Source organism: Mesorhizobium sp. C264A, assembly GCF_040324515.1.
In the GTDB taxonomy this organism is placed as follows: Bacteria; Pseudomonadota; Alphaproteobacteria; order Rhizobiales; family Rhizobiaceae; genus Mesorhizobium.
In genome coordinates this window covers 1,004,294-1,023,800 of record NZ_JAMYVY010000001.1, presented here as the reverse complement: position 1 = coordinate 1,023,800, position 19,507 = coordinate 1,004,294, and the positions used below count along the sequence as shown (strand labels likewise).

Sequence of the window (19,507 nt, the reverse complement as noted above, 5' to 3'; positions counted from 1 at the left end):
CCAATCACCCGAACGCCAACTGCCCGAGCGGCTCTCGCCGCTCGAGCCGGTGTTCCATCCGGGTTCGCACGGCAACTTCGAGCATGGCGTCGATGTCATTCTGACCGAAATCAGGCCAGGCTCGATTCTGCAGCTGGCCGCATGGCCGAGCGCGGAAAAGCAGCTGATCGAAGCGATCCGCAAGGTCACCGGCCTAGATTTGCCCGATGGCGCCGGCGGCGGCGTTGCCAAGGACGGCAAGGCCGCGTTCGGTTTCGCGCCTGGAAAATTCACCGCCGTCGACGATGCCGAGGGCCTGGCGACGCGTTTTGCCGGGGACGTAAGCCCGGCAATCGGCACGATCACCGACCTGTCGCATGGCCGCACCGCTATCCGCATCGCCGGCCCTAAGGCCGAATGGGTGCTGGCGAAATTCTTCGCCATCGACTTTGCGCTGCCCGCCTTCCCGATCGGCTCCGGCCGTTCGACCACCCATCACGACGTCTTTGCGCAGATCCAGCGCACCGGCACCGACCAGTTCGACATCTATGTCTTCCGCTCCTTCGCCCGCTCGTTCTGGAAGGCGCTCTGCCATGCCAGCGAGGAGGTCGGCTACGAGGTTCAGTAGGGCCAAAAGCCGTTCTGGCCTCAAGGCCAGCCGGTTCTGCCGCTAGAGAATGCTCCAATGGAAGCCCATGGTGGGAAACGTGGCCCAACCGGCCCAGGGGATTAAAAAAATCCCGTCTCAGAGTCGGCATCGTCGTTTGGTTCGAACATCCCCATGACCGCAGAACTATCTGCCGGCGCCACGGATCGCGCCGATGTGTCGGCCAGAGCCTTGCTCCTGCTGCCGCTGACGGTCGCCTGCGGCGTGTTCATGACCAGCCTCGACCAGAATGTCGTGGTCACCGCCCTGCCCGGTATCAGCGACAGCCTCGGCCGGCCGCCGAGCCAGCTCGGCCTGTTGATCACCGTCTATGTCGCCAGCCTGATCATCTCGATGCCGCTCGGCGGCTGGGCGGCCGACCGCTTCGGCCTGCGCAACGTTTATTGCTTCGCCTTGCTGGTGTTCGCCGCGTCATCGGCGCTGTGCGGATTGTCCAACGACATCTGGACGCTGGTCGGCGCCCGCGCGCTGCAAGGCTTCGGCGGCGCCTTGATGGGGACGCTCGGCCAGGTCGTCATCCTGTCGACCTTCCCGCGCAGCCGCACGCTGAAGATCAACATGTATATTTCGCTGGCCGGCCAGTCCGGACCGCTGGTCGGCCCGCTGGTCGGCGGCGCGCTGACGACCTACATTTCCTGGCGCTGGATCTTCTTCATCAACGTGCCGTTCGCGCTGGCCGCGGCCGTTCTTGCCGCGTCGCTGTTTCCGGCCGTTACCAAACCGGTGCGCACGCCATTCGATTCCCGGGCTTCCTGCTGGTCGGCAGCGGCATGGTCCTGCTGGTCTTCGGCATGGATTCGCTTGCGGCCAAAGACGCCGCCGGCAGCATGATCGCGGCCGAGCTGGCGCTGGCGATCGTCATCCTGACGCTTGCCTCCTTCTACTGCCTGCGCGCCCGCAACCCCTTGCTTGACCTGAAACTCCTGCGCATCCGCACCTTTCGCATCTCATTCCTCACCGGTGGTGGGCTGGACACGATCGGCCTGAGCTCGGTCGTTTTCCTTTTGCCGCTGATGTTCCAGCTCGGCTTCGGCATGAGCGCGGTGCAGGCGGGATCGCTGACTTTCGTCGCCGCAATCGGCTCGCTGATCATGCGCGTCTTCATGCCGCGCCTGCTCAACCGTTTCGGCTTTCGCCGCGTGCTGGTCGTCAACACGCCGATCGTTGCTGCCATGGTAGCGGGCTTCGCCTTGATAGAGGCAACAACGCTCGTCTGGATCGTGCTTGCCTATATCTTCGCCTTCGGTGTCCTGCGCTCGGCGCAATGGGCTTCGACCGGCAATCTCGCCTATTCCGACATCGCGCCCGACCAGCTCGCCCGCTTCAGCGCGCTCTACTACATACTGTGGCAGTTGGGGGTGGCGATCAGCGTCGGCCTGGCGGCGGCGCTGTTGTCGTTCCTGGCTGGCGGCAGGCCGGCGGTGACCAACGATTTCCGCATCCTGTTCGTGGTCGAGGGCGTCATCACTTTGTGTGCGCTGTTCGCCTATCTAAGACTCACACCTCAGGACGGCGCCCATATCAGCGGCCACGGCGCGCAGATGAACGTGGAATGAGGCCCCGGTAGCCGAGCCCTATTCGCTGAATGTCACCCACTCTTCCAGCGGCACGCGGTCGGTGCGGAAGTCGTTTTCGGGTTTCGACGTATCCTCGAGGCCGAGCGCCATGCCGCAGACGACGATCTCCTCGTCGGGGATGTTGAGCACCGGCCGGATCTGCCGGTGATAGGGCGCGAAGGCGGCCTGCGGGCAGGTGTGCAGGCCCCTGCCTCGCGCCGCCACCATGATGTTCTGCAGGAACATGCCGTAGTCGATCCACGAGCCCTGGTTCAGCCGCCGGTCTATGGTGAAGATCATGCCGACCGGCGCGTCGAAAAAGACGAAGTTGCGGTCGTGCTGGGCGCGCATCTTGTCGACCTCGCGGCGGCCGATGCCGAGTGCCCCATAGAGCCCGAAACCGTTGGCGCGGCGGCGGGTCAGATAAGGCTCGAAGAACTGGGTGGGGTAATAGCGATACTCGTCCCAATCGGCCTTTTCGGCGCGGATACCGGAATTCAGGATGGCATCGGTGATCTGCTGCTTGACCTCGCCCTTGACAACATAGACCCGCCAGGGCTGCATATTGGTGCCCGAAGGCGCGCGCGCGGCGACGCCAAGAATGGCTCGGATCGTCTCGTCATCGACCATGTCGGGCAGGAAGGCGCGCACTGAACGGCGCGAGATGATCGCCTCGTCGACAACAGCCGCGTTATGCGCTGCCAGGCCGTTTTTTTCCAGCATGGGCCGTCCCTTTGCGCACACTTCGAAAGCCGAACCGGCTATCGGAGAAGACCTTGCGCAGATTTCAATCCTTGGTCGCCGACCCGCATTCCCACACCCGCCGCTCGTGCCAGAGCCTTTGCATGAACCGCCAAAATCGCGCAAGCAAATCTTGTGTGTCCATGAAAATTCGCTTGATTTTTTCACGGACATGAGCTCTCATGAAATTCATTTCCAGTTTTTCATCAAGTGAGCGTTTTGCCCCCAGCTATCCCCAAAACATTGCAGGGACCTGACGAGCGCCTGCTGGCGAGCGACATCCGTGCGCTGCGCAAGGCGCGTGGGCTGACGCTGGCTGAGATCGCGCTGAAGCTTGGCCGCTCTGTCGGCTGGGTCAGCCAGGTCGAGCGCGGCCTGTCGATTCCTTCGCTCGCCGACCTCAGGGCCTTCGCCGATTTATTCGGCGTGCCGCTCAGCCTGTTCTTCAGCCACGACGTGCCTATCGAGAAGGAGCGCGGCGTCATCGTGCGCGCCGGCAGCCGGCGCACGCTTGGCACAAGCGAATCCGGCCTAGTGGAGGAGCTTCTGTCGCCCGATCTCGGCGGTAGTTTCGAGATGGTGCGTTCGATCTTCGCGCCGGGCGCCGAGATGAAGAGCGAGCAGCTGCGGCCGACCGAGGAAGCCGGCTACATCGCCTCTGGCATTTTCGAGATCGAGATAGCCGGCGTCTGGCACCGGCTCGGCGAAGGCGATTCTTTCCGCTTCGAGCGCAAGCCGTACCGCTGGCGCAATCCCGGCAGCGAGCCGGCCGTGGTCATCTGGGTGGTTTCGCCGCCTGTTTATTGAATGCATGTCGCCCAAAGTGTGCAGCGGTTTGGGAAACGACATGCATCAAGCAAAAAGATAGAAGCGCAGCGCGCTTCAGGTTTGGGAGAAGAATATGGCCGGTTTGCCAACCACGGCACGCGTGGTGATCATCGGAGGCGGTGTCGTCGGCACCTCCTCGCTCTACCACCTTTGCAAGGCGGGCTGGACCGATTGCGTGCTGCTTGAAAAGAACGAGCTGACATCGGGCTCGACCTGGCATGCCGCCGGCAATGTGCCGACCTTCTCGTCGTCCTGGTCGCTGATGAACATGCAGCGCTATTCGACCGAGCTCTATCGCGACTTGGCTGATGCCGTCGACTATCCCATGAACTACCACGTTACCGGCTCGCTGCGGCTCGCCCACACCAAGGAGCGCATGCAGGAGTTCCAGCGCGCCAAGGCATGGGCCGCTACCAGGGCATGGACATCGACATTGTCGGCCCCGAGGAGATCAAGCGCCGCTATCCCTTCATCGAGACGCATGACCTCAAAGGTGCGCTCTACGATCCAAACGACGGCGACATCGACCCCGCGCAGCTGACGCAGGCACTGGCCAAGGGTGCGCGCGACATGGGCGCCAAGATCGTCCGCTTCTGTCCGGTGTCAGGTGTGCGTCGCGACAACGACGAATGGGTTGTCGAGACGCCGCAAGGCGAGATCCGTTGCGAGATCGTCGTCAATGCCGCCGGCTACCGTGCCGCCGAAGTCGGCAAAATGTTCGGCCGCGACGTCCCGATGATGGTGATGAGCCATCAGTACATCTTGTTCGAGGAGATACCCGAACTGGTGGCGTGGTCGAAGGAGCAGGGCAAGAAGCTGCCGCTGCTGCGCGACGTCGACACCTCCTACTATCTGCGCCAGGAAAAGAACGGCATGAATCTCGGCCCCTATGAGCGCAATTGCCGCGCGCATTGGGCAACCCACCACGACCCGATGCCGGAGGATTTTTCCTTCCAGCTCTTCCCCGACGATCTCGACCGTCTCGAGCACTACCTTGCCGATGCCGTCGCCCGCGTGCCGATCCTCGGCACTGGCGGCCTGTCCAAGGTGATCAACGGGCCGATCCCTTACGCGCCGGACGGCAATCCGCTGATCGGTCCAATGCCCGGCGTTCCGAACGCTTTCGAGGCCTGTGTCTTCACGTTCGGCATCGCCCAGGGCGGCGGTGCCGGCAAGGTGCTGGCCGAATGGGTGACGCAAGGCCAGACCGAATGGGACATGTGGTCCTGCGACCCGCGCCGCTTCACCTCATTTGCGGCCGCCCCCGACTATAGCGTCGCCAAGGGTATGGAGATCTACGGCAACGAATACGCCATCCAGTTTCCGCGCCATGCTTGGCCGGCCGGGCGCGACCGCAAGCTGTCGCCGATCCACGATCGCATCAAGGCGCTCGGCGCCCAGTTCGACGCCTATAATGGCTGGGAGCGTGCCACCTGGTATGCGCAACCCGGTGACGACACGTCGGAAGAAGCAACACTCACCTTCCGCCGCGACGGGCCGTGGCAGCACCGCGTGCGCGAAGAATGCCTGGCGGTGCGCGACGCCGCCGGCATTCTGGACCTGCCCGGCTTCTCGCGCTTCAACCTCGAAGGTCCTGGCGCAGCCGAATGGCTGGCGCTGCAGGTCACCGGTCTGGTGCCCAAGCCCGGCCGAATCGGCCTCGCCTATTTCGCCGACGACAAGGGCCGCATCGTCACCGAGATGTCGGTGGTGCGCCATGGCGAAGAGCAGATGACGCTGATCACCGCGGCGGTAGCGCAGTGGCACGATTTCGAATGGCTGAAGTCGCGCCTGCCGAAGGACGCAGCTTTCACCCTCACCGACAGGACCGAAGACTATTCGACGCAAATTCTCGCCGGTCCCAATTCGCGCAAGATCCTGGCCGAGGTCTGTGGCGCGGATCTCTCGCTGCCCTGGCTGACGCATCAGGAAACCACCATCGCCGGCCGCTGGGCGAAGCTGGTGCGGGTATCCTTCGCCGGCGAACTCGGCTGGGAAATCCACACCAAGGTGGGAGACACCGCCGCCATCTTCGACGCCATCTGGGCGGCGGGACAAAAACACGGTCTGAAACCGTTCGGCATGTATGCGCTGGATTCGCTGCGCCTCGAAAAGGGCTACCGGACCTGGAAGGGCGACCTGTCGACCGACTATACGGTCCTGCAGGGCGGGCTCGAGCGCTTCGTAAAATGGGACAAGCCCGACTTCCGCGGCAAGGCAGCCCTGCAGAACGAAAAGCAGCAAGGCGTAAAGAAGCGCTTCGTCACGCTGGTGGTCGAAAACCCCGGCGATTGCGACGCGCCGTCGGTGTCGACGCTCTGGCATGACGGCAAGATCGTCGGCGAGACGACGTCCGGCGGCTGGGGGCATCGCATCGACAAATCGATCGCGCTCGGCATGCTGCGCGCCGACCTGGCTGAACCCAATACCGCGATCGAGATTGAAATTTTTGGCGATCGTTTCAAGGCGGTCGTGCAGAAAGACGAGCCGCTGTGGGATCCGAAAAACGAAAGATTGAGAGCATGAAGAAAGTCATTCTCACCGATGGCGGCATGGGCCAGGAACTGGTCCGCCGCAGCAGCTCCGAGCCGACGCCGCTCTGGTCGGCCAGGGTGCTGATCGACGAGCCGGATCTGGTGCGTGACCTGCATGCCGAATTCATCCGGGCCGGCGCTCGCGTCATCACCATCAACACCTATTCGGCAACGCCGGAGCGGCTCGCGCGGGAAGGAGCAGAAGACCTCTTCAAGCCCTTGCAGAAGCGCGGCATCGAATTGGCAAGACAGGCACGCGACGAGGCAGGCGATGCAGCGATCGCCGGCTGCCTGTCACCGCTGTTCGGCAGCTATGCGCCGGCGCTGACCGTATCGTTCCAGGAGACGCTGGACATCTATCGCCGCATCGTCGCCGAGCAGACCGACGGCGTCGACCTGTTCCTGTGCGAGACCATGGCCTCAGCCGAGGAAGGCCGTGCGGCCGTTACCGCTGCGTCGGAAAGCGGCAAACCTGTCTGGGTGTCTTGGACGCTCGCCGATCACGGCGCGCCGCGGCTGCGCAGCGGCGAAACAATAGCGGCAGCGGCGGACGCCCTCGACGGCCTGACGGTTGCAGCGCGCCTGGTGAATTGCTGCCGGCCAGAAGCGATCGCCGCGGCACTGCCCGAATTGATTGCTCTCGGCGGCCCGGTCGGCGCCTATGCCAATGGCTTCACCTCTGTCGAAGCGCTCAAGCATGGCGGAACGGTCGAAGTGCTGCACGCACGCCACGACCTTGATCCGGATGCCTATGCCGACCAGGCGCTCGGCTGGGTCGCCGCTGGCGCCACCATCGTCGGCGGCTGCTGCGAAGTCGGCCCTGCCCACATCGCCGCGTTGCGCGACCAGCTGGAACAGGCCGGCTACGAAATCTCGGGAGTATCCTGATGCCCAGACCGTCATCGCGCATTTCCGGCATCGTGCCTTCGGGCAAGGATGGCTGGGAGGTCCACACCGAGGCCTGGGCCCGCAAGGAGGCCGGCCAGGACATCATCATGCTGTCGGTCGGCGACCATGATTTCGATACGCCGAGCCAGACGATCGAAGCCTGCGTGACGGCGGTTCGCGGCAGCAACCATCACTACACCCCGCTTTCCGGCGTTCCGCGCCTGCGCAGGGCGATGGCGGCGGCCTCGACCGCTTGCACCGGGGTCGAGACGGCACCTGACCAAGTTATCGCCACGCCGGGCGGCCAGGCTGCCCTTTACGCGGCCGTGCAGGCCGTTCTCGACCAAGGCGACCACGCTATCGTGGTGGCGCCCTACTACGCGACTTATCCCAACACCTTCAGCGCCGCCGGCGCCAGCTTCACCGTCGTCGAGACGCCGGCCGAAGACGGTTTCCAGCCGCACGCCGAGATGATCCGCGCGGCGCTCAAGCCCAACACGCGCGCCATTTTGATCAACACGCCGAACAACCCGACCGGCGCCGTCTATTCGCGCGAGCGTCTGGAAGAGCTGGCCGAGATCTGCCGCGAGCACGATCTCTGGCTGCTGTCGGACGAGGTCTACTGGACGCTCGGCGGCGGCGAGCACATCTCGCCGCGCGGCCTGCCCGGCATGGCAGAGCGCACGCTGGTCATCAATTCGATGTCCAAGAGCCATGGCATGACCGGCTGGCGCATGGGCTGGCTGACCGGCCCAGCGCAGATGATCACGCTGTTGACCAATCTCAATCTGGTGACGACCTACGGCCTGCCGGCCTTCATCTCGATCGCCTGCGCCGAGGCGCTGGAGAACCGCTATGGCGTGAAAGAGATCGCCGAACGCTATGCGGCACGCCGCACCGTCCTGCTCGACGCCGTGCGCGGCATGAACAATGTCAGCGTGCACGGCTCGGAGGGCGGCATGTATGTCATGCTCGACATCTCCGCCGTCGAGCCCGACGACGAGAAATTCGCCTGGGCCTTTCTCGACCAGGAGAGTGTCGGCGTCATGCCGGGTTCCAGCTTCGGCAAGGCCGCTGCCGGCCACATCCGCATCAGCCTCTGCCAACCGGAACCGGTGCTTCAGGAAGCCGCAAAACGCCTGCGCCGCTTCGCATCCGGCTATCGCCGCGAGGCCGCATGACCAGAAGCATTCCCACCAAGGCCCGCGCGGTTATTATCGGCGGCGGTGTCTCCGGCTGTTCGGTCGCCTACCACCTGGCCAAGCTCGGCTGGACCGACATCGTGCTGCTCGAACGCAAGCAGCTGACCTCGGGTACGACCTGGCACGCCGCCGGCCTGATCGGCCAGCTGCGCGGCTCGCAGAACATGACGCGGCTGGCCAAATATTCGGCCGACCTCTACGTCAAGCTGGAAGCCGAAACGGAAGTCGGCACCGGCATGCGCCAGGTCGGCTCGATCACCGTGGCGCTGACCGAGGAGCGCAAGCACGAGATTTACCGGCAGGCCTCGCTCGCCCGCGCCTTCGATGTCGATGTGCGCGAGATTTCGCCTGGTGAAGTCAAGGAGATGTACCCGCATCTCAACGTGTCCGATGTGGTCGGCGCCGTGCATCTGCCGCTCGACGGCCAGTGCGATCCGGCCAACATCGCCATGGCGCTGGCCAAGGGCGCCCGCCAGCGCGGCGCCACAGTCGTCGAGAATGTGAAGGTCACCAAGGTCCACACCAAGGCCGGTCGCGTCACCGGCGTGTCGTGGGCGCAAGGCGACGACCAGGGCACGATCGAGGCCGACATCGTCGTCAACTGCGCCGGCATGTGGGCGCGCGAACTCGGCGCCCAGAACGGCGTCACCATCCCGCTGCATGCCTGCGAGCATTTTTATCTCGTCACCGAGCCGATCCCCGGCCTTGGCCGGCTGCCGGTGCTGCGCGTGCCGGATGAGTGCGCCTACTACAAGGAAGACGCCGGCAAGATGATGCTCGGCGCCTTCGAGCCGGTGGCCAAGCCCTGGGGCATGGACGGCATAAGCGAGGATTTCTGCTTCGACCAGTTGCCGGAGGACATGGAGCATTTCGAGCCGATCCTCGAGATGGGCGTCAACCGCATGCCGATGCTGGCAACCGCCGGCATTCACACCTTCTTCAACGGCCCCGAAAGCTTTACCCCCGACGACCGCTACTATCTCGGCGAAGCGCCGGAGCTGTCGGGCTACTGGATGGCGACCGGCTACAACTCGATCGGCATCGTGTCGTCCGGCGGCGCCGGCATGGTGCTGGCGCAGTGGATCAATGACGGCGAAGCGCCCTTCGACCTCTGGGAAGTCGACATCCGCCGCGCCCAGCCATTCCAGAAGAACCGCCGCTATCTCAAGGAGCGGGTCTCCGAGACGCTCGGCCTGCTCTATGCCGACCATTTCCCCTACCGGCAGATGGCAACGTCCAGGAATGTCAGGCGATCGCCCCTGCATGAACACCTGAGGGCGCGCGGCGCGGTCTTCGGCGAAGTCGCCGGCTGGGAGCGCGCCAACTGGTTCGCCCGCGAAGGGCAAGAGCGCGAATACCGCTATTCCTGGAAGCGGCAGAACTGGTTCGACAACCAGCGCGAGGAACACCTGGCGGTCCGCAACAAGGTCGGCCTGTTCGACATGACCTCGTTCGGCAAGATCCGTGTCGAGGGCCGCGATGCCTGCGCGTTCCTGCAAAGGCTCTGCGCCAACGACATGGACGTGGCGCCGGGCAAGATCGTCTACACTCAGATGCTCAACCAGCGCGGCGGCATCGAGAGCGATCTTACCGTGTCGCGGCTGTCGGACACGGCCTATTTCCTCGTCGTACCGGGCGCGACGTTGCAACGCGACCTCGCCTGGCTGCGCCGGCATGTCGGCGAGGAATTCGTTGTCATCACCGATGTGACGGCGGCAGAAAGCGTGCTCTGCCTGATGGGTCCGGATGCGCGAAAGCTGATCCAGAAAGTCAGCCCTAACGATTTCTCCAACGAGAACAATCCGTTCGGCACCTTCCAGGAGATCGAGATCGGCATGGGCCTCGCCCGCGCCCACCGCGTCACCTATGTCGGCGAACTCGGCTGGGAGCTTTATGTCTCTACCGACCAGGCGGCTCATGTCTTCGAGGCGATCGACGAGGCCGGCGGCGATATCGGCCTGAAACTTTGCGGCCTGCACACGCTGGATTCCTGTCGCCTCGAAAAGGCGTTTCGGCATTTCGGCCACGACATCACCGACGAGGACAATGTGCTGGAGGCCGGCCTCGGCTTTGCGGTCAAAACCGCCAAGGGCGAGTTCATCGGCCGCGATGCGGTGCTGAAGAGAAAAGAAGCCGGCCTGTCGCGCCGGCTGGTGCAGTTCCGTTTGAAAGACCCTGAACCCCTGCTCTTCCACAACGAGGCGATCCTGCGCGACGGCAAGATCGTCGGCCCGATCACATCGGGGAATTACGGCCACCATCTCGGCGGCGCGATCGGACTGGGCTATGTGCCCTGCCAGGGCGAGAGCGAGGCGGATGTGCTGGCCTCGTCCTACGAGATCGAGATCGCCGGCGAGCGTTTTGCGGCGGAAGCATCGCTGAAGCCGATGTACGATCCCAAGGCGGAACGGACGAGGATGTAGCACCTTTTTACCCTCCCCCTTGTGGGGAGGGTCGACTCGCAGTCGGAGCGAAGCGGCGATTGCGAGACGGGGTGGGGGTGCGCCCTACGAGACCCCCCACCCCGCTTCGCAAAAGCCGCCTTGCGGCATTTGCTGCGCGACCCTCCCCACAAGGGGAGGGTGAAGAAGCTCAAAACCGCTCCAGCTTCGTCCGCACCTTCACCAGAAACGCCGCCCTCGTCCTTGGCGTCGAGGCGTCCATCAGGTAGTGCGCCAGGAAAAACGTCCGGCAGCGGCGGGCGCACAGCGCGCGCATACCGCGCAGCAAGGTCTTGCGGCCGGGCTGGCCGACGACGACGCTCCACCAGGTCGGCGCGCCGCAGGTGGTGATGACGCCGACCCTGGTGACATGTGTCATCAGCGACGTGATGCGCCCCTTGCCCAGCTTGAAGGCGACATCGGTCGCCCAGACCCGGTCGAGCCAGCCCTTCAGCATGGCCGGCAGCCCGTACCACCAGGTCGGATAGATGAACAGGATCGCCTCAGCCCAGGCGAGATGCTCGAAATGCGGTTTTAGGGCCGGATCCTCCGGCGCCCGCTCATTGTAGGCGCGTCGCTCTTCGCAGCCCATCACCGGATCGAATTTCTCCGCATAGAGGTCGAGCAGCCGCACCTCCCAGCCGCGTGCCTTCAGCACATCGACTGCGGCATCTCTGATGGCTGCGCAAAAGCTTTCGGGCACCGGATGGCAATAGACCACCAGCACGCGCATCAGAATTCATCCATCCCGGCCGCGACCTTGGCCATGAAGGCTGCCCGCGTCTCGTCGGTCGACAGGTTCATCGAATAATGAGCGAGGTAGGACACCGAGGCGCCGGGCCTGATCGTCGCGCGCAGCATCCGCTTGACCAATCTGCGTGGCGGATCGCCCATCAGCATGGCGCGGAAGCGGCTGCCGCCATAGGTGGTGACGGCGGTCAGCTTGCGGATGTTGTGGAGCGAAGGCTGCGCCTTGCCGTCGACCAGCTTGAACGACACGCCGGGCAGAAACACGCGGTCGAAAAAGCCTTTCAGTATGGCCGGGAAGCCGTAGTTCCAGACGGGATATGACAGCACCAGCGCCTCGGCCTTGAGCAGCCGCTCGACATAGGGCGCGGCCGGGTCCGCAGGGCTGCGTTGGTTATGATAATCCAGCCTCTCCCCGCGCGTCAGCCTGGGGTCGAAATCCTCGGCATAGAGATCGCAATCGTCGACCTCATGGCCGGCGGCCGTCAGCCGCTCGACGATCGTGCGGTGCAGACCTGCATTGAAGCTGGTCTCCACCGGGTGTGCGTAGAGGACGAGGACTTTCATGGGGAAATACTTGCGAGGTGGGCGCGAGGCACCCCCCTCTGCCCTGCCGGGCATCTCCCCCTCAAGGGGGGAGATCGGACTGCCGCATCGCTTTCACTAATTGTCAGCGTGTCAGATTGGCCGCGGCGTTCAGGCTGCCAATCTCCCCCTTGCGGGGGGTGAGAAGTGGTCGGCGAAGCCGATGGGAAGCCAATTGCTTGGCTTTCCAAACGACGAACGCCCGAAGCGGCAGCGTAGGGCCTGTGCCGGCAGGACAGAGGGGGGTGCTCAAGCTCAAACCTCTGCTCATTCTGCTTTCTGCAACCCCTTGAACAAAAAAGTCCGGCCCGAGCGATAGTCGTAATCCGGATTTTCCCAGGCGATCATCTTGCCGGGATTGAGCAGGCCTTGCGGATCGGTCTCGCGCTTGAAGGCGAGCTGGATTTCATCCGTCTGCTTCATGCCGCCCTCTTCCAGTGTGTAGCGGTGCGGGTTGAAGATCGGGCAGCCGTTCTCCTCATGCAGCCGGATGATTTCGTTGAGCCGCGCCTCGGTGGTGAATTTCACCAGCGGCAGGCCGAAGCAGGTGATGTTGCCGTCGAGGCGCACGAATTCGAGATGCGAAAAGACCTCGTTCGGAAACATCGCGTCCATCTTCTCCACCAGCGCCAGCTGGTTGGGAAACGGATAGAGCGATTGCAGATAGGTGATCGCGGGATCGACCCGCAGTGCCCTGAGCGTGGTGTGGTTCCACGCCAGTTCGAAGCCCGGCGGCAGGCCCTTTTTCTCTTCGTCCGTGGCCGTCGCCGCATTGAAGATGACTTCGCCGCCGGCGCGGCGGGTGAAGGCGAGGAACGCGTCTACCCCATGCCGGGCAACCATGACGACGCAGATGCTTTGCCCACCCCGGAAGTACTTCTGGTGGCGCTTGAAATAGAGCTGCGGCACGGGCGCGGCGACCGGCGTGATCAGCTTGGTCAGGATGCCGTCCTGGCGTGCCAGCGCGTTGCCGTAGCGGGCTGCCGGCATGAAAGCGTCGAAGCCGACGATCACGTCGATCCATTCATAGGCTGCAGTCAGCGGCATCTCGACCTCGGTGATGATGCCGTTGGTGCCATAGGCGTGGGTGACCTTGTGCAGGTCCTCGCCGGCGAGTTCGAGCGCCTTCGGCTCCGCCTCCATAGTGACGACGCGCAGGCGCAGCACATTGCCGAAATCACGCAGACCGCCGAAATTGATCGAGCCAACGCCGCCCGAGCCGCCGGCGATGAAGCCGCCGATCGAGGCGGTGTTGTAGGTCGACGGCGACAGCCGCAGTTCCTGCCCGGAATGCGCGCGCGTCGCTCTGTCGATGTCGGCGAGGATCGCGCCCGGCCCGGTGACGACGCGGCCCGGCGCTATGGCCTTGATCTCGTTCATCTCGGCGAGGTTCAAAACCACGCCGCCCGACAGCGGCATCGCCTGGCCGTAATTGCCGGTGCCGCTGCCGCGCGGCGTCACCGGAACGCCATGACGGTGGCAAGCGGCAAGCACGCGGATCAGTTCGGCCTCGTTCCTGGGCGTCACGATCAGGTCGCCGGTGACGTGGTCGAGCTGCTGCTTCAGCACCGGGCTGTACCAGTAGAAGTCGCGGCTCTTCTGCTGGACGATGGCCGGATTGTCGTCGAGCTTTATCCCGTCGAGATCGCGTTTGAGCGCCGAAACATCCATCATTCCACCATCAGTTCGTCGAGCTCGGCATAGTCGGGCAATTGCCTGTCGATCGCTCGGCCGTTGCGCACGACGATGCGATCCGATTCGGGCCGCGACAGCAATTCCGTCCAGCTCCGCCCTTTGAAGACGATGAAATCGGCGCTGCCACCGGCTGTCAGTGTCCCGACACCGTCGAGCCGCATCACCTTGGCCGGCGTCGCCGCCACCGTCTGCGGCCAGTCGCCGACCGGATGGTCGAAATGCAGGATGCGCGTCGCCATGCGGTAGACCTCCAGCATGTCGAGATCGCCATAGGCATAGAACGGATCGCGGGTGTTGTCGGAGGCGACCGCGACCGGGATGCCCCTCGCCTTCATCTCATGCAGCAAGGTCACGCCGCGCCAGCGTGGCGTGGTCTGGTCGGCGCGCCGGTCCTGCAGATAGAGATTGCACATCGGCAGCGACACCACGGCAAGCTTGGCCTTGGCGACCTTGTCCAGCGTGTCGAGCACGTCGAGGTCCGGCTGGCGCGCCAGCGAGCAGCAATGTCCCACCAGGATGTTGCCCTCAAAACCGTTCCAGAGTGCGGCCTCGGCAATCTTCTTCAGCGATATCGCCGCGATGTCGTCGGTCTCGTCGGCGTGGAAATCGAGATCGAGCCCGTGCCTGTTCGCCTCGGCGAACACCTTGTCGAGAAGCTCTTCGAGATCCGGCACCATATAGGTGACGACGCCGAGCACGCCCTTGGCCGCAGCCACACGCTTGGCCAGCCTCTCGAACCACTTTCTGTCGCGCACGCCTTCGATGCCGAGCAGGCAGGCTGCCTGCAATTCGATGCGGCCGCGCCATTTCTCCCGCATCGCCTCGAACACCGGCCAGGAGATTTCCTCCTGTGGCGGCACGCTGTCGAGATGAGTGCGCAAGGCCTTGGTGCCGTGCGCGTAGGCCGAGCGCAAAGAGAAATCCATGCGCCGCGCCACGTCCTCGGCGCTCCAGCGCGCTGCACGGTCGGCGCCGGTGGCATTGAGCGCGCCCATGAAACTGCCGTCGGGATTGGGTTTGCGCGGCCAGATCTGGCCCTTGTCGATATGGGTGTGGCAGTCGACGAAGCACGGCAGGATGATGCGGCCGGCAAGGTCGATGGCGGTGGCTGGCGCTTTTGATTTCTTGTGCGCGGCGATGCTGGAGAGCTTACCGTCGGCGACGGCGATGTCGGCCAGCGCGAAACCGTCGGTGTCGTAAGTGGGTGCAAGACCTGATGTCAGCGACCGGTGAAGGCGGACGTTGGTGAGATGGTACGAGCCAGAGGTCGGTATCAAGGACCGCCCCCCTCTGCCCTGCCGGGCATCTCCCCCTCAAGGGGGGAGATTGGCAGCTTTTCCGACAGCACCCGTCTTCCAACGTCGATAATTGGCGAAATCCCGGATGACGTCCAATCTCCCCCCTTGAGGGGGAGATGGCCGGCAGGCCAGAGGGGGGTGTTTCGCGCCAGCATCTCAATCACGTCACCCAACCCCCTACCGCTCCTGCTTCAGCGCGCTCTCGTGCCAGCGGCGCAGGATGAGATGCGACACCAGCGACAGCACCAGGAAGATCAATATGCCGGTGAGCGAGATCAGGATCAGCGCCGCGAACAGCCTTGGCGCGTTGAGGCGGTAGCCGGCCTCGATGATGCGCGACGCCAGCCCCGACGACTGCCCCTGCGCGCCGGCGACGAACTCGGCCACCACGGCGCCGATCAGCGACAGGCCGCCGGCTATCTTCAAGCCTCCTAGAAAATACGGCATGGCCGCCGGCAGTCTGAGATAGCGCAATTGCTGCCAGCGCGTCGCGCCGTTGAGCTTGAACATGTCGCGCAGATTGCGGTCGACCGAATTGAGGCCGAGCGTGGTGTTGGACAGGATCGGGAAGAACGCAACGATCCAGGCGCAAAGCAAAAGCTTCACCGTCTGGTTGTCCACATAGATGTTGATGAGCGGGAAGACCGCCACGATCGGCGTTACCTGCAGCACGATGGCGAAGGGAAAGAACGACATCTCCACCCATTTCGATTGCGCAAACAGCACCGCCAGTCCGACGCCGCCGACGACCGCGAGCAGCAGGCTGAGAAAGGTTATGCGCAACGTGACCAGCAGCGCGGAGAACAGGAGCCCGGCATCGCTATAGAGCGTCCACAGCACCACGCCGGGGCGCGGCAGAATATATTGCGGGATCGCGTTCCACACGCAAATGCGGTCCCACAGCCAGATCGCCAGGATCATGATCGCCAGCGGCAAGACCCACCGGCCGATCCGCTCCAGCCGCTCCTGGCGTACGCGGCCCGCCTCTTCCGCGTCGAGCGTTGCGGCATTCTGGTCAATGGCCGTCATGGTGCGGTCCGGCTGATGTGTTGATGGCGTTGACCAGGATGTCCGAGGCCTGGCGGCAGAGCGCGGCATAGTCGGGCGAGGTGCGAAACACCTCGTCGCGTGGATAGGCGGCATCGATTGCCAACTCGGCATGGACGCGGCCCGGCCGCGCCGCCATGACGACGACGCGGTTGGACAGGAACACGCTTTCGAAGACGCTGTGGGTGACGAAGACGACGGTGAAGCGCTCTTCCTGCCACAGCTCCAGAAGGTCGTTGTTGAGCTTGAAGCGGGTGATCTCGTCGAGGGCGGCGAACGGCTCGTCCATCAACAGAATGCGCGGCTTCGTCACCATCGCGCGTGCGATCGAGACGCGCATCTTCATGCCGCCGGAAAGTTCGCGCGGCACGGCGTTTTCGAAACCGGTCAGGTGCACCCGCTCCAGCATCTCCATCACCACCGGCGCCGCCTTGGCACGCGACACGCCTTTCAGCCTGAGCGGCAGCCAGACATTGTCGAAGACATCGGCCCAAGGCAGCAGCGTCGGTTCCTGGAAGACGAAGCCGATATTGGCGCGGTCGATCGAACCGCCCCAGTCGAGTTGACCGGATGTCGGCGTCGACAGGCCCGCGATCAGCCTCAACGCCGTCGACTTGCCGCAGCCGGACGGACCGAGCAGGCTGACAAAATCGCCCTCGCGGATGGCGAGATCGACGTCGCTCAATGCAGTCACGCCATTGGAAAACACCTTGCCGACATGGCGCAGCGTCAGCAGCATCGGGCCTTCACCCGATGCCGTCATGGGCGCCTGCGCCATCTTTTCCAGCTTCACGATTACTTCTTCAGCTCGATTCCGACACCTTTGTTGATGAAGGCCAGCGTATAGGCCTTCTCGATATCGATGCCCTCGGGCGTGACCTTGGCCTTGACCATCTTGTCATAAAAGCTCTTGATCCGGTCTTCGTTCATGGCGCCGATGCCGAGCTTTTCGGTGTCGCCGGAATCGGCCAGGCCGAACTTCTTCATCTGCTCGATCGAGAAGGCAATCTGCTCGTCGCTCATGTCGGGATTGTCTTTCTTGATCATCTCGTTGGCGGCCTTGTTGTCGCCGTAGAGGTAGTTGTACCAGCCCTTGGCCGAGCCATCGACGAAGCACTGGACCACCTCCGGCCGCTTGTCGATCGTGTCCTGCATCACCTCGATCGTCGTCGAATAGGTGTCCCAGCCATAGTCGGCGAGCAGGAACTGGTTGGGCACGAAGCCGCCTTCCTTCTTGACCGCAAAAGGTTCCGAGGTGACGTAACCCTGCTGGATCGACTTCTTGTTGGCCAGGAATGGAGCGGTGTTGTAGGTGTAGGGCACGCGCTTGGCGGCATCGAAACCGAGTTCGATGACCATCCACTGGAAGAAGGTCTGGACGCCCTCGTCGCCGAGAATGTACTGGTCGGCGTTCTTCAAATCCTCCCACTTGTCCAGCCCCTGCCCCGGGTGGGACATGATGACTTGAGGGTCCTTCTGGAAATCGGCGGCGACGACGCGCATCGGGATGCCCTGCTGGACGGCGTCGAAAGCCGACAGCAGATTGCCGCCCATGTAGAAATCGAGCTTGCCGGCCAGCAGCAGCGGCCGCCCGCTGACCTGCGGACCTCCCTGCGAAATCGTCACGTCGAGGCCACATGCAGCGTAGGTGCCGTCGGCGACGGCCTGGTAGTAGCCGCCATGCTCGGGCTCGGCCAGCCAGTTGGTGCCGAAGGTGACCTTCTCGTTTGCTGCCGCGCCGAACGTGCCGGCTCCAAGCAGCGCGACCGCAAGCGCTGAAATCTTCTGTTTTCCGTACATCGACACCACCCTTTGTTGGCTCCGGAGCGTCACGCGCCGGGCTCGACACCATTGATCCAAGAAGCAAGACACATGCCACCGCCCGGGCCGCCTGCTTGCGCGGCAGTCACTGCCAACACCGGACGGGTCATGCTGTGCGGGAGGCATCGTGCCTATTTTTTGGACGCCTGTCCACAATCGCCCTTGTGCCATGCACCACATCTTGAACGTACTATCGGTCACGTCTTAGGCTGCTCTCGCAGACAGGAGATTGCCATGTTCAGATACCTCGCGCCGAAGTCGATCAAGCCGCCTTTCGCCCGCTACAGCCACGGCGTCGAGGTGCCGCCAGGCAAGCGGCTGGTTCTGTGCTCCGGTCAGGTCGCCATCACGGCGGACGACCAGATCCCCGAGGATGCCGGCGCGCAGGCCGAGCTCTGCTTTCAAAACATAGCGGCGATTCTGGCTGAAGCCGGGCTGGGCTAGGCGACATCGTGCGCATAAACGCCTACGTCACCGACCGCGCCTTTCTGCGGCCCTATATGGACGTCCGCGACCGCTTGTTTGCCAGCCCCGCGCCCGCCTCGACGCTGATGATCGTGTCAGGCTTTGCGCGGCCGGAGTTCAAGGTCGAGGTCGAGGCGATTGCGGCTGGGTGATCGACAGACGACGTTTGGCGCGCTAGGTCTCCCTCACAGTCAAGAGGCATGACATGACCGTTGCAAACAGACGCGTTTGGTGGGGCGACTACCGGACCACCGAATACGCCGCGATCGATCCGGAGGCGACGATTGCCGTGCTGCCGGTGGCGGCGATCGAGCAGCACGGCCCCCATCTGCCTGTATCAACCGATACCTCGATCATGAACGGCATGCTGGAGACGGTCATCGCCCGCCTGCCCGGCGATCTCGACATCCGCATCCTGCCGGTCCAAACGGTCGGCAAGTCGAACGAGCATCTGCAGGCGCCGGGCACGCTCACCCTGCCGGCGGCCACCCTGGTCGATGCCTGGACCGAGCTTGGCCTGTCCGTTGCCCGCGCAGGCGTAAGGAAACTGATCGTCGTCAACTCGCATGGCGGCAATGAAGAGATCATGGGCATCGTCACGCGCGAGCTGCGCGTGCGTGAGAGGATGCTGGCGGTGAAGACCAGCTGGCAGCGCTTCGGCCGCCCCGCCGGCATGTACACCGAGCTGGAAGACCGCCATGGCATCCATGGCGGCGACGTCGAGACCTCGTTGATGCTGCATTTTCGCCCGGAGTTAGTCGACATGGCCAAGGCCGACAATTTCGCCTCCAAGGTCGCCCGCGCCGAAACCGAATTTGCGCTGCTGCGCCACACCGGAACGCACGCTTTCGCCTGGATCGCTGGGGATCTCAACCCCAACGGCGTGGTCGGCGATGCCAGCATTGCCACGGCCGAGAAAGGCCGACTGACGGCGGAGCATCAGGCCGACGGCTTCATCACCCTGTTGAAGGATGTGCGCAAGGCGAAGCTTGCCGACTGGCTGGCATAGCGGG

The 19,507-nt window shown here is 63.8% G+C and carries 16 protein-coding genes and 2 pseudogenes; 10 read left to right on the top strand and 8 right to left on the bottom strand.

The annotated features are described in order from the left end of the window. Window positions 1-19 precede the first annotated feature (19 nt). The 3 genes from NKL04_RS04970 to NKL04_RS04960 all read left to right on the top strand — a co-directional run bounded on the left by NKL04_RS04970 (window position 20) and on the right by NKL04_RS04960 (window position 2,202). Window positions 20-607 (top strand): sarcosine oxidase subunit gamma, encoded by a 588-nt coding sequence (locus tag NKL04_RS04970; RefSeq protein ID WP_023700345.1) that lies wholly within the window; start codon window positions 20-22, stop codon window positions 605-607. Window positions 608-760: 153 nt separating this feature from the next. Then, window positions 761-1,477 carry an MFS transporter gene (locus NKL04_RS04965; RefSeq protein WP_352723359.1) on the top strand — a complete coding sequence of 239 codons (717 nt, stop codon included), beginning with the start codon at window positions 761-763 and terminating at the stop codon, window positions 1,475-1,477. Beyond that, complete coding sequence (locus NKL04_RS04960; RefSeq protein ID WP_352723356.1) at window positions 1,417-2,202, top strand: MFS transporter; 786 nt, start codon at window positions 1,417-1,419, stop codon at window positions 2,200-2,202. The genes NKL04_RS04965 and NKL04_RS04960 overlap by 61 nt, the downstream gene beginning before the upstream one ends. Window positions 2,203-2,220: 18 nt before the next feature. Here NKL04_RS04960 and NKL04_RS04955 read toward each other — a convergent pair whose 3' ends face one another. Continuing rightward, entirely contained in the window at window positions 2,221-2,925 is a 705-nt protein-coding gene (locus NKL04_RS04955) for a nitroreductase (protein ID WP_023700347.1), read from the bottom strand. Between the two features lie 261 nt (window positions 2,926-3,186). Between NKL04_RS04955 and NKL04_RS04950 the strand changes: the two genes are divergently transcribed. The 5 genes and pseudogenes from NKL04_RS04950 (at window position 3,187) to NKL04_RS04930 (ending at window position 10,818) form a co-directional block, all read left to right on the top strand. Next, a complete protein-coding gene (locus tag NKL04_RS04950; RefSeq protein WP_084568497.1) occupies window positions 3,187-3,750 on the top strand; it encodes a helix-turn-helix domain-containing protein in 564 nt (187 codons plus the stop codon). Window positions 3,751-3,844: 94 nt separating this feature from the next. Further along, a pseudogene (locus NKL04_RS04945) lies at window positions 3,845-6,297 on the top strand (GcvT family protein). Continuing rightward, the gene (locus NKL04_RS04940) at window positions 6,294-7,193 is read left to right on the top strand and encodes a homocysteine S-methyltransferase family protein (RefSeq protein WP_023700350.1); all 900 of its coding nucleotides are present in this window, start codon (window positions 6,294-6,296) and stop codon (window positions 7,191-7,193) included. The pseudogene NKL04_RS04945 and the gene NKL04_RS04940 overlap by 4 nt, the downstream one beginning before the upstream one ends. Then, a complete protein-coding gene (locus NKL04_RS04935; RefSeq protein WP_023700351.1) occupies window positions 7,193-8,374 on the top strand; it encodes a pyridoxal phosphate-dependent aminotransferase in 1,182 nt (393 codons plus the stop codon). The genes NKL04_RS04940 and NKL04_RS04935 overlap by 1 nt, the downstream gene beginning before the upstream one ends. Further along, entirely contained in the window at window positions 8,371-10,818 is a 2,448-nt protein-coding gene (locus NKL04_RS04930) for a GcvT family protein (RefSeq protein ID WP_023700352.1), read from the top strand. The genes NKL04_RS04935 and NKL04_RS04930 overlap by 4 nt, the downstream gene beginning before the upstream one ends. A 169-nt stretch (window positions 10,819-10,987) precedes the next feature. On the opposite strand, the gene NKL04_RS04925 is transcribed toward NKL04_RS04930, so the two are convergent. From NKL04_RS04925 to NKL04_RS04895, 7 genes are all read right to left on the bottom strand, one after another. Continuing rightward, a complete protein-coding gene (locus NKL04_RS04925) occupies window positions 10,988-11,569 on the bottom strand; it encodes an NAD(P)H-dependent oxidoreductase (RefSeq protein WP_023700353.1) in 582 nt (193 codons plus the stop codon). Then, the gene (locus tag NKL04_RS04920; protein ID WP_023700354.1) at window positions 11,569-12,150 is read right to left on the bottom strand and encodes an NAD(P)H-dependent oxidoreductase; all 582 of its coding nucleotides are present in this window, start codon (window positions 12,148-12,150) and stop codon (window positions 11,569-11,571) included. Before NKL04_RS04920 ends, NKL04_RS04925 begins: the two co-directional genes overlap by 1 nt. 285 nt (window positions 12,151-12,435) lie before the next feature. Continuing rightward, on the bottom strand, window positions 12,436-13,839 hold the full coding sequence (locus NKL04_RS04915) for an FAD-binding oxidoreductase (RefSeq protein WP_031201851.1): 1,404 nt from the start codon (window positions 13,837-13,839) through the stop codon (window positions 12,436-12,438). Continuing rightward, a complete protein-coding gene (locus NKL04_RS04910) occupies window positions 13,839-15,140 on the bottom strand; it encodes a cytosine deaminase (protein WP_023700356.1) in 1,302 nt (433 codons plus the stop codon). Before NKL04_RS04910 ends, NKL04_RS04915 begins: the two co-directional genes overlap by 1 nt. A gap of 198 nt (window positions 15,141-15,338) precedes the next feature. Continuing rightward, complete coding sequence (locus NKL04_RS04905) at window positions 15,339-16,190, bottom strand: ABC transporter permease (protein WP_023670772.1); 852 nt, start codon at window positions 16,188-16,190, stop codon at window positions 15,339-15,341. Next, complete coding sequence (locus tag NKL04_RS04900; RefSeq protein ID WP_023670773.1) at window positions 16,177-17,001, bottom strand: ABC transporter ATP-binding protein; 825 nt, start codon at window positions 16,999-17,001, stop codon at window positions 16,177-16,179. Before NKL04_RS04900 ends, NKL04_RS04905 begins: the two co-directional genes overlap by 14 nt. 2 nt (window positions 17,002-17,003) lie before the next feature. Continuing rightward, window positions 17,004-18,008 carry an ABC transporter substrate-binding protein gene (locus tag NKL04_RS04895; protein ID WP_023733789.1) on the bottom strand — a complete coding sequence of 335 codons (1,005 nt, stop codon included), beginning with the start codon at window positions 18,006-18,008 and terminating at the stop codon, window positions 17,004-17,006. 255 nt (window positions 18,009-18,263) lie between these two features. Here NKL04_RS04895 and NKL04_RS04890 point away from each other — a divergent pair. Together NKL04_RS04890 and NKL04_RS04885 are read left to right on the top strand one after the other, a co-directional pair. Then, window positions 18,264-18,646 (top strand): annotated as a pseudogene (locus tag NKL04_RS04890) (RidA family protein). Between the two features lie 53 nt (window positions 18,647-18,699). After that, on the top strand, window positions 18,700-19,503 hold the full coding sequence (locus NKL04_RS04885; protein ID WP_023670776.1) for a creatininase family protein: 804 nt from the start codon (window positions 18,700-18,702) through the stop codon (window positions 19,501-19,503). Window positions 19,504-19,507 lie beyond the last annotated feature (4 nt).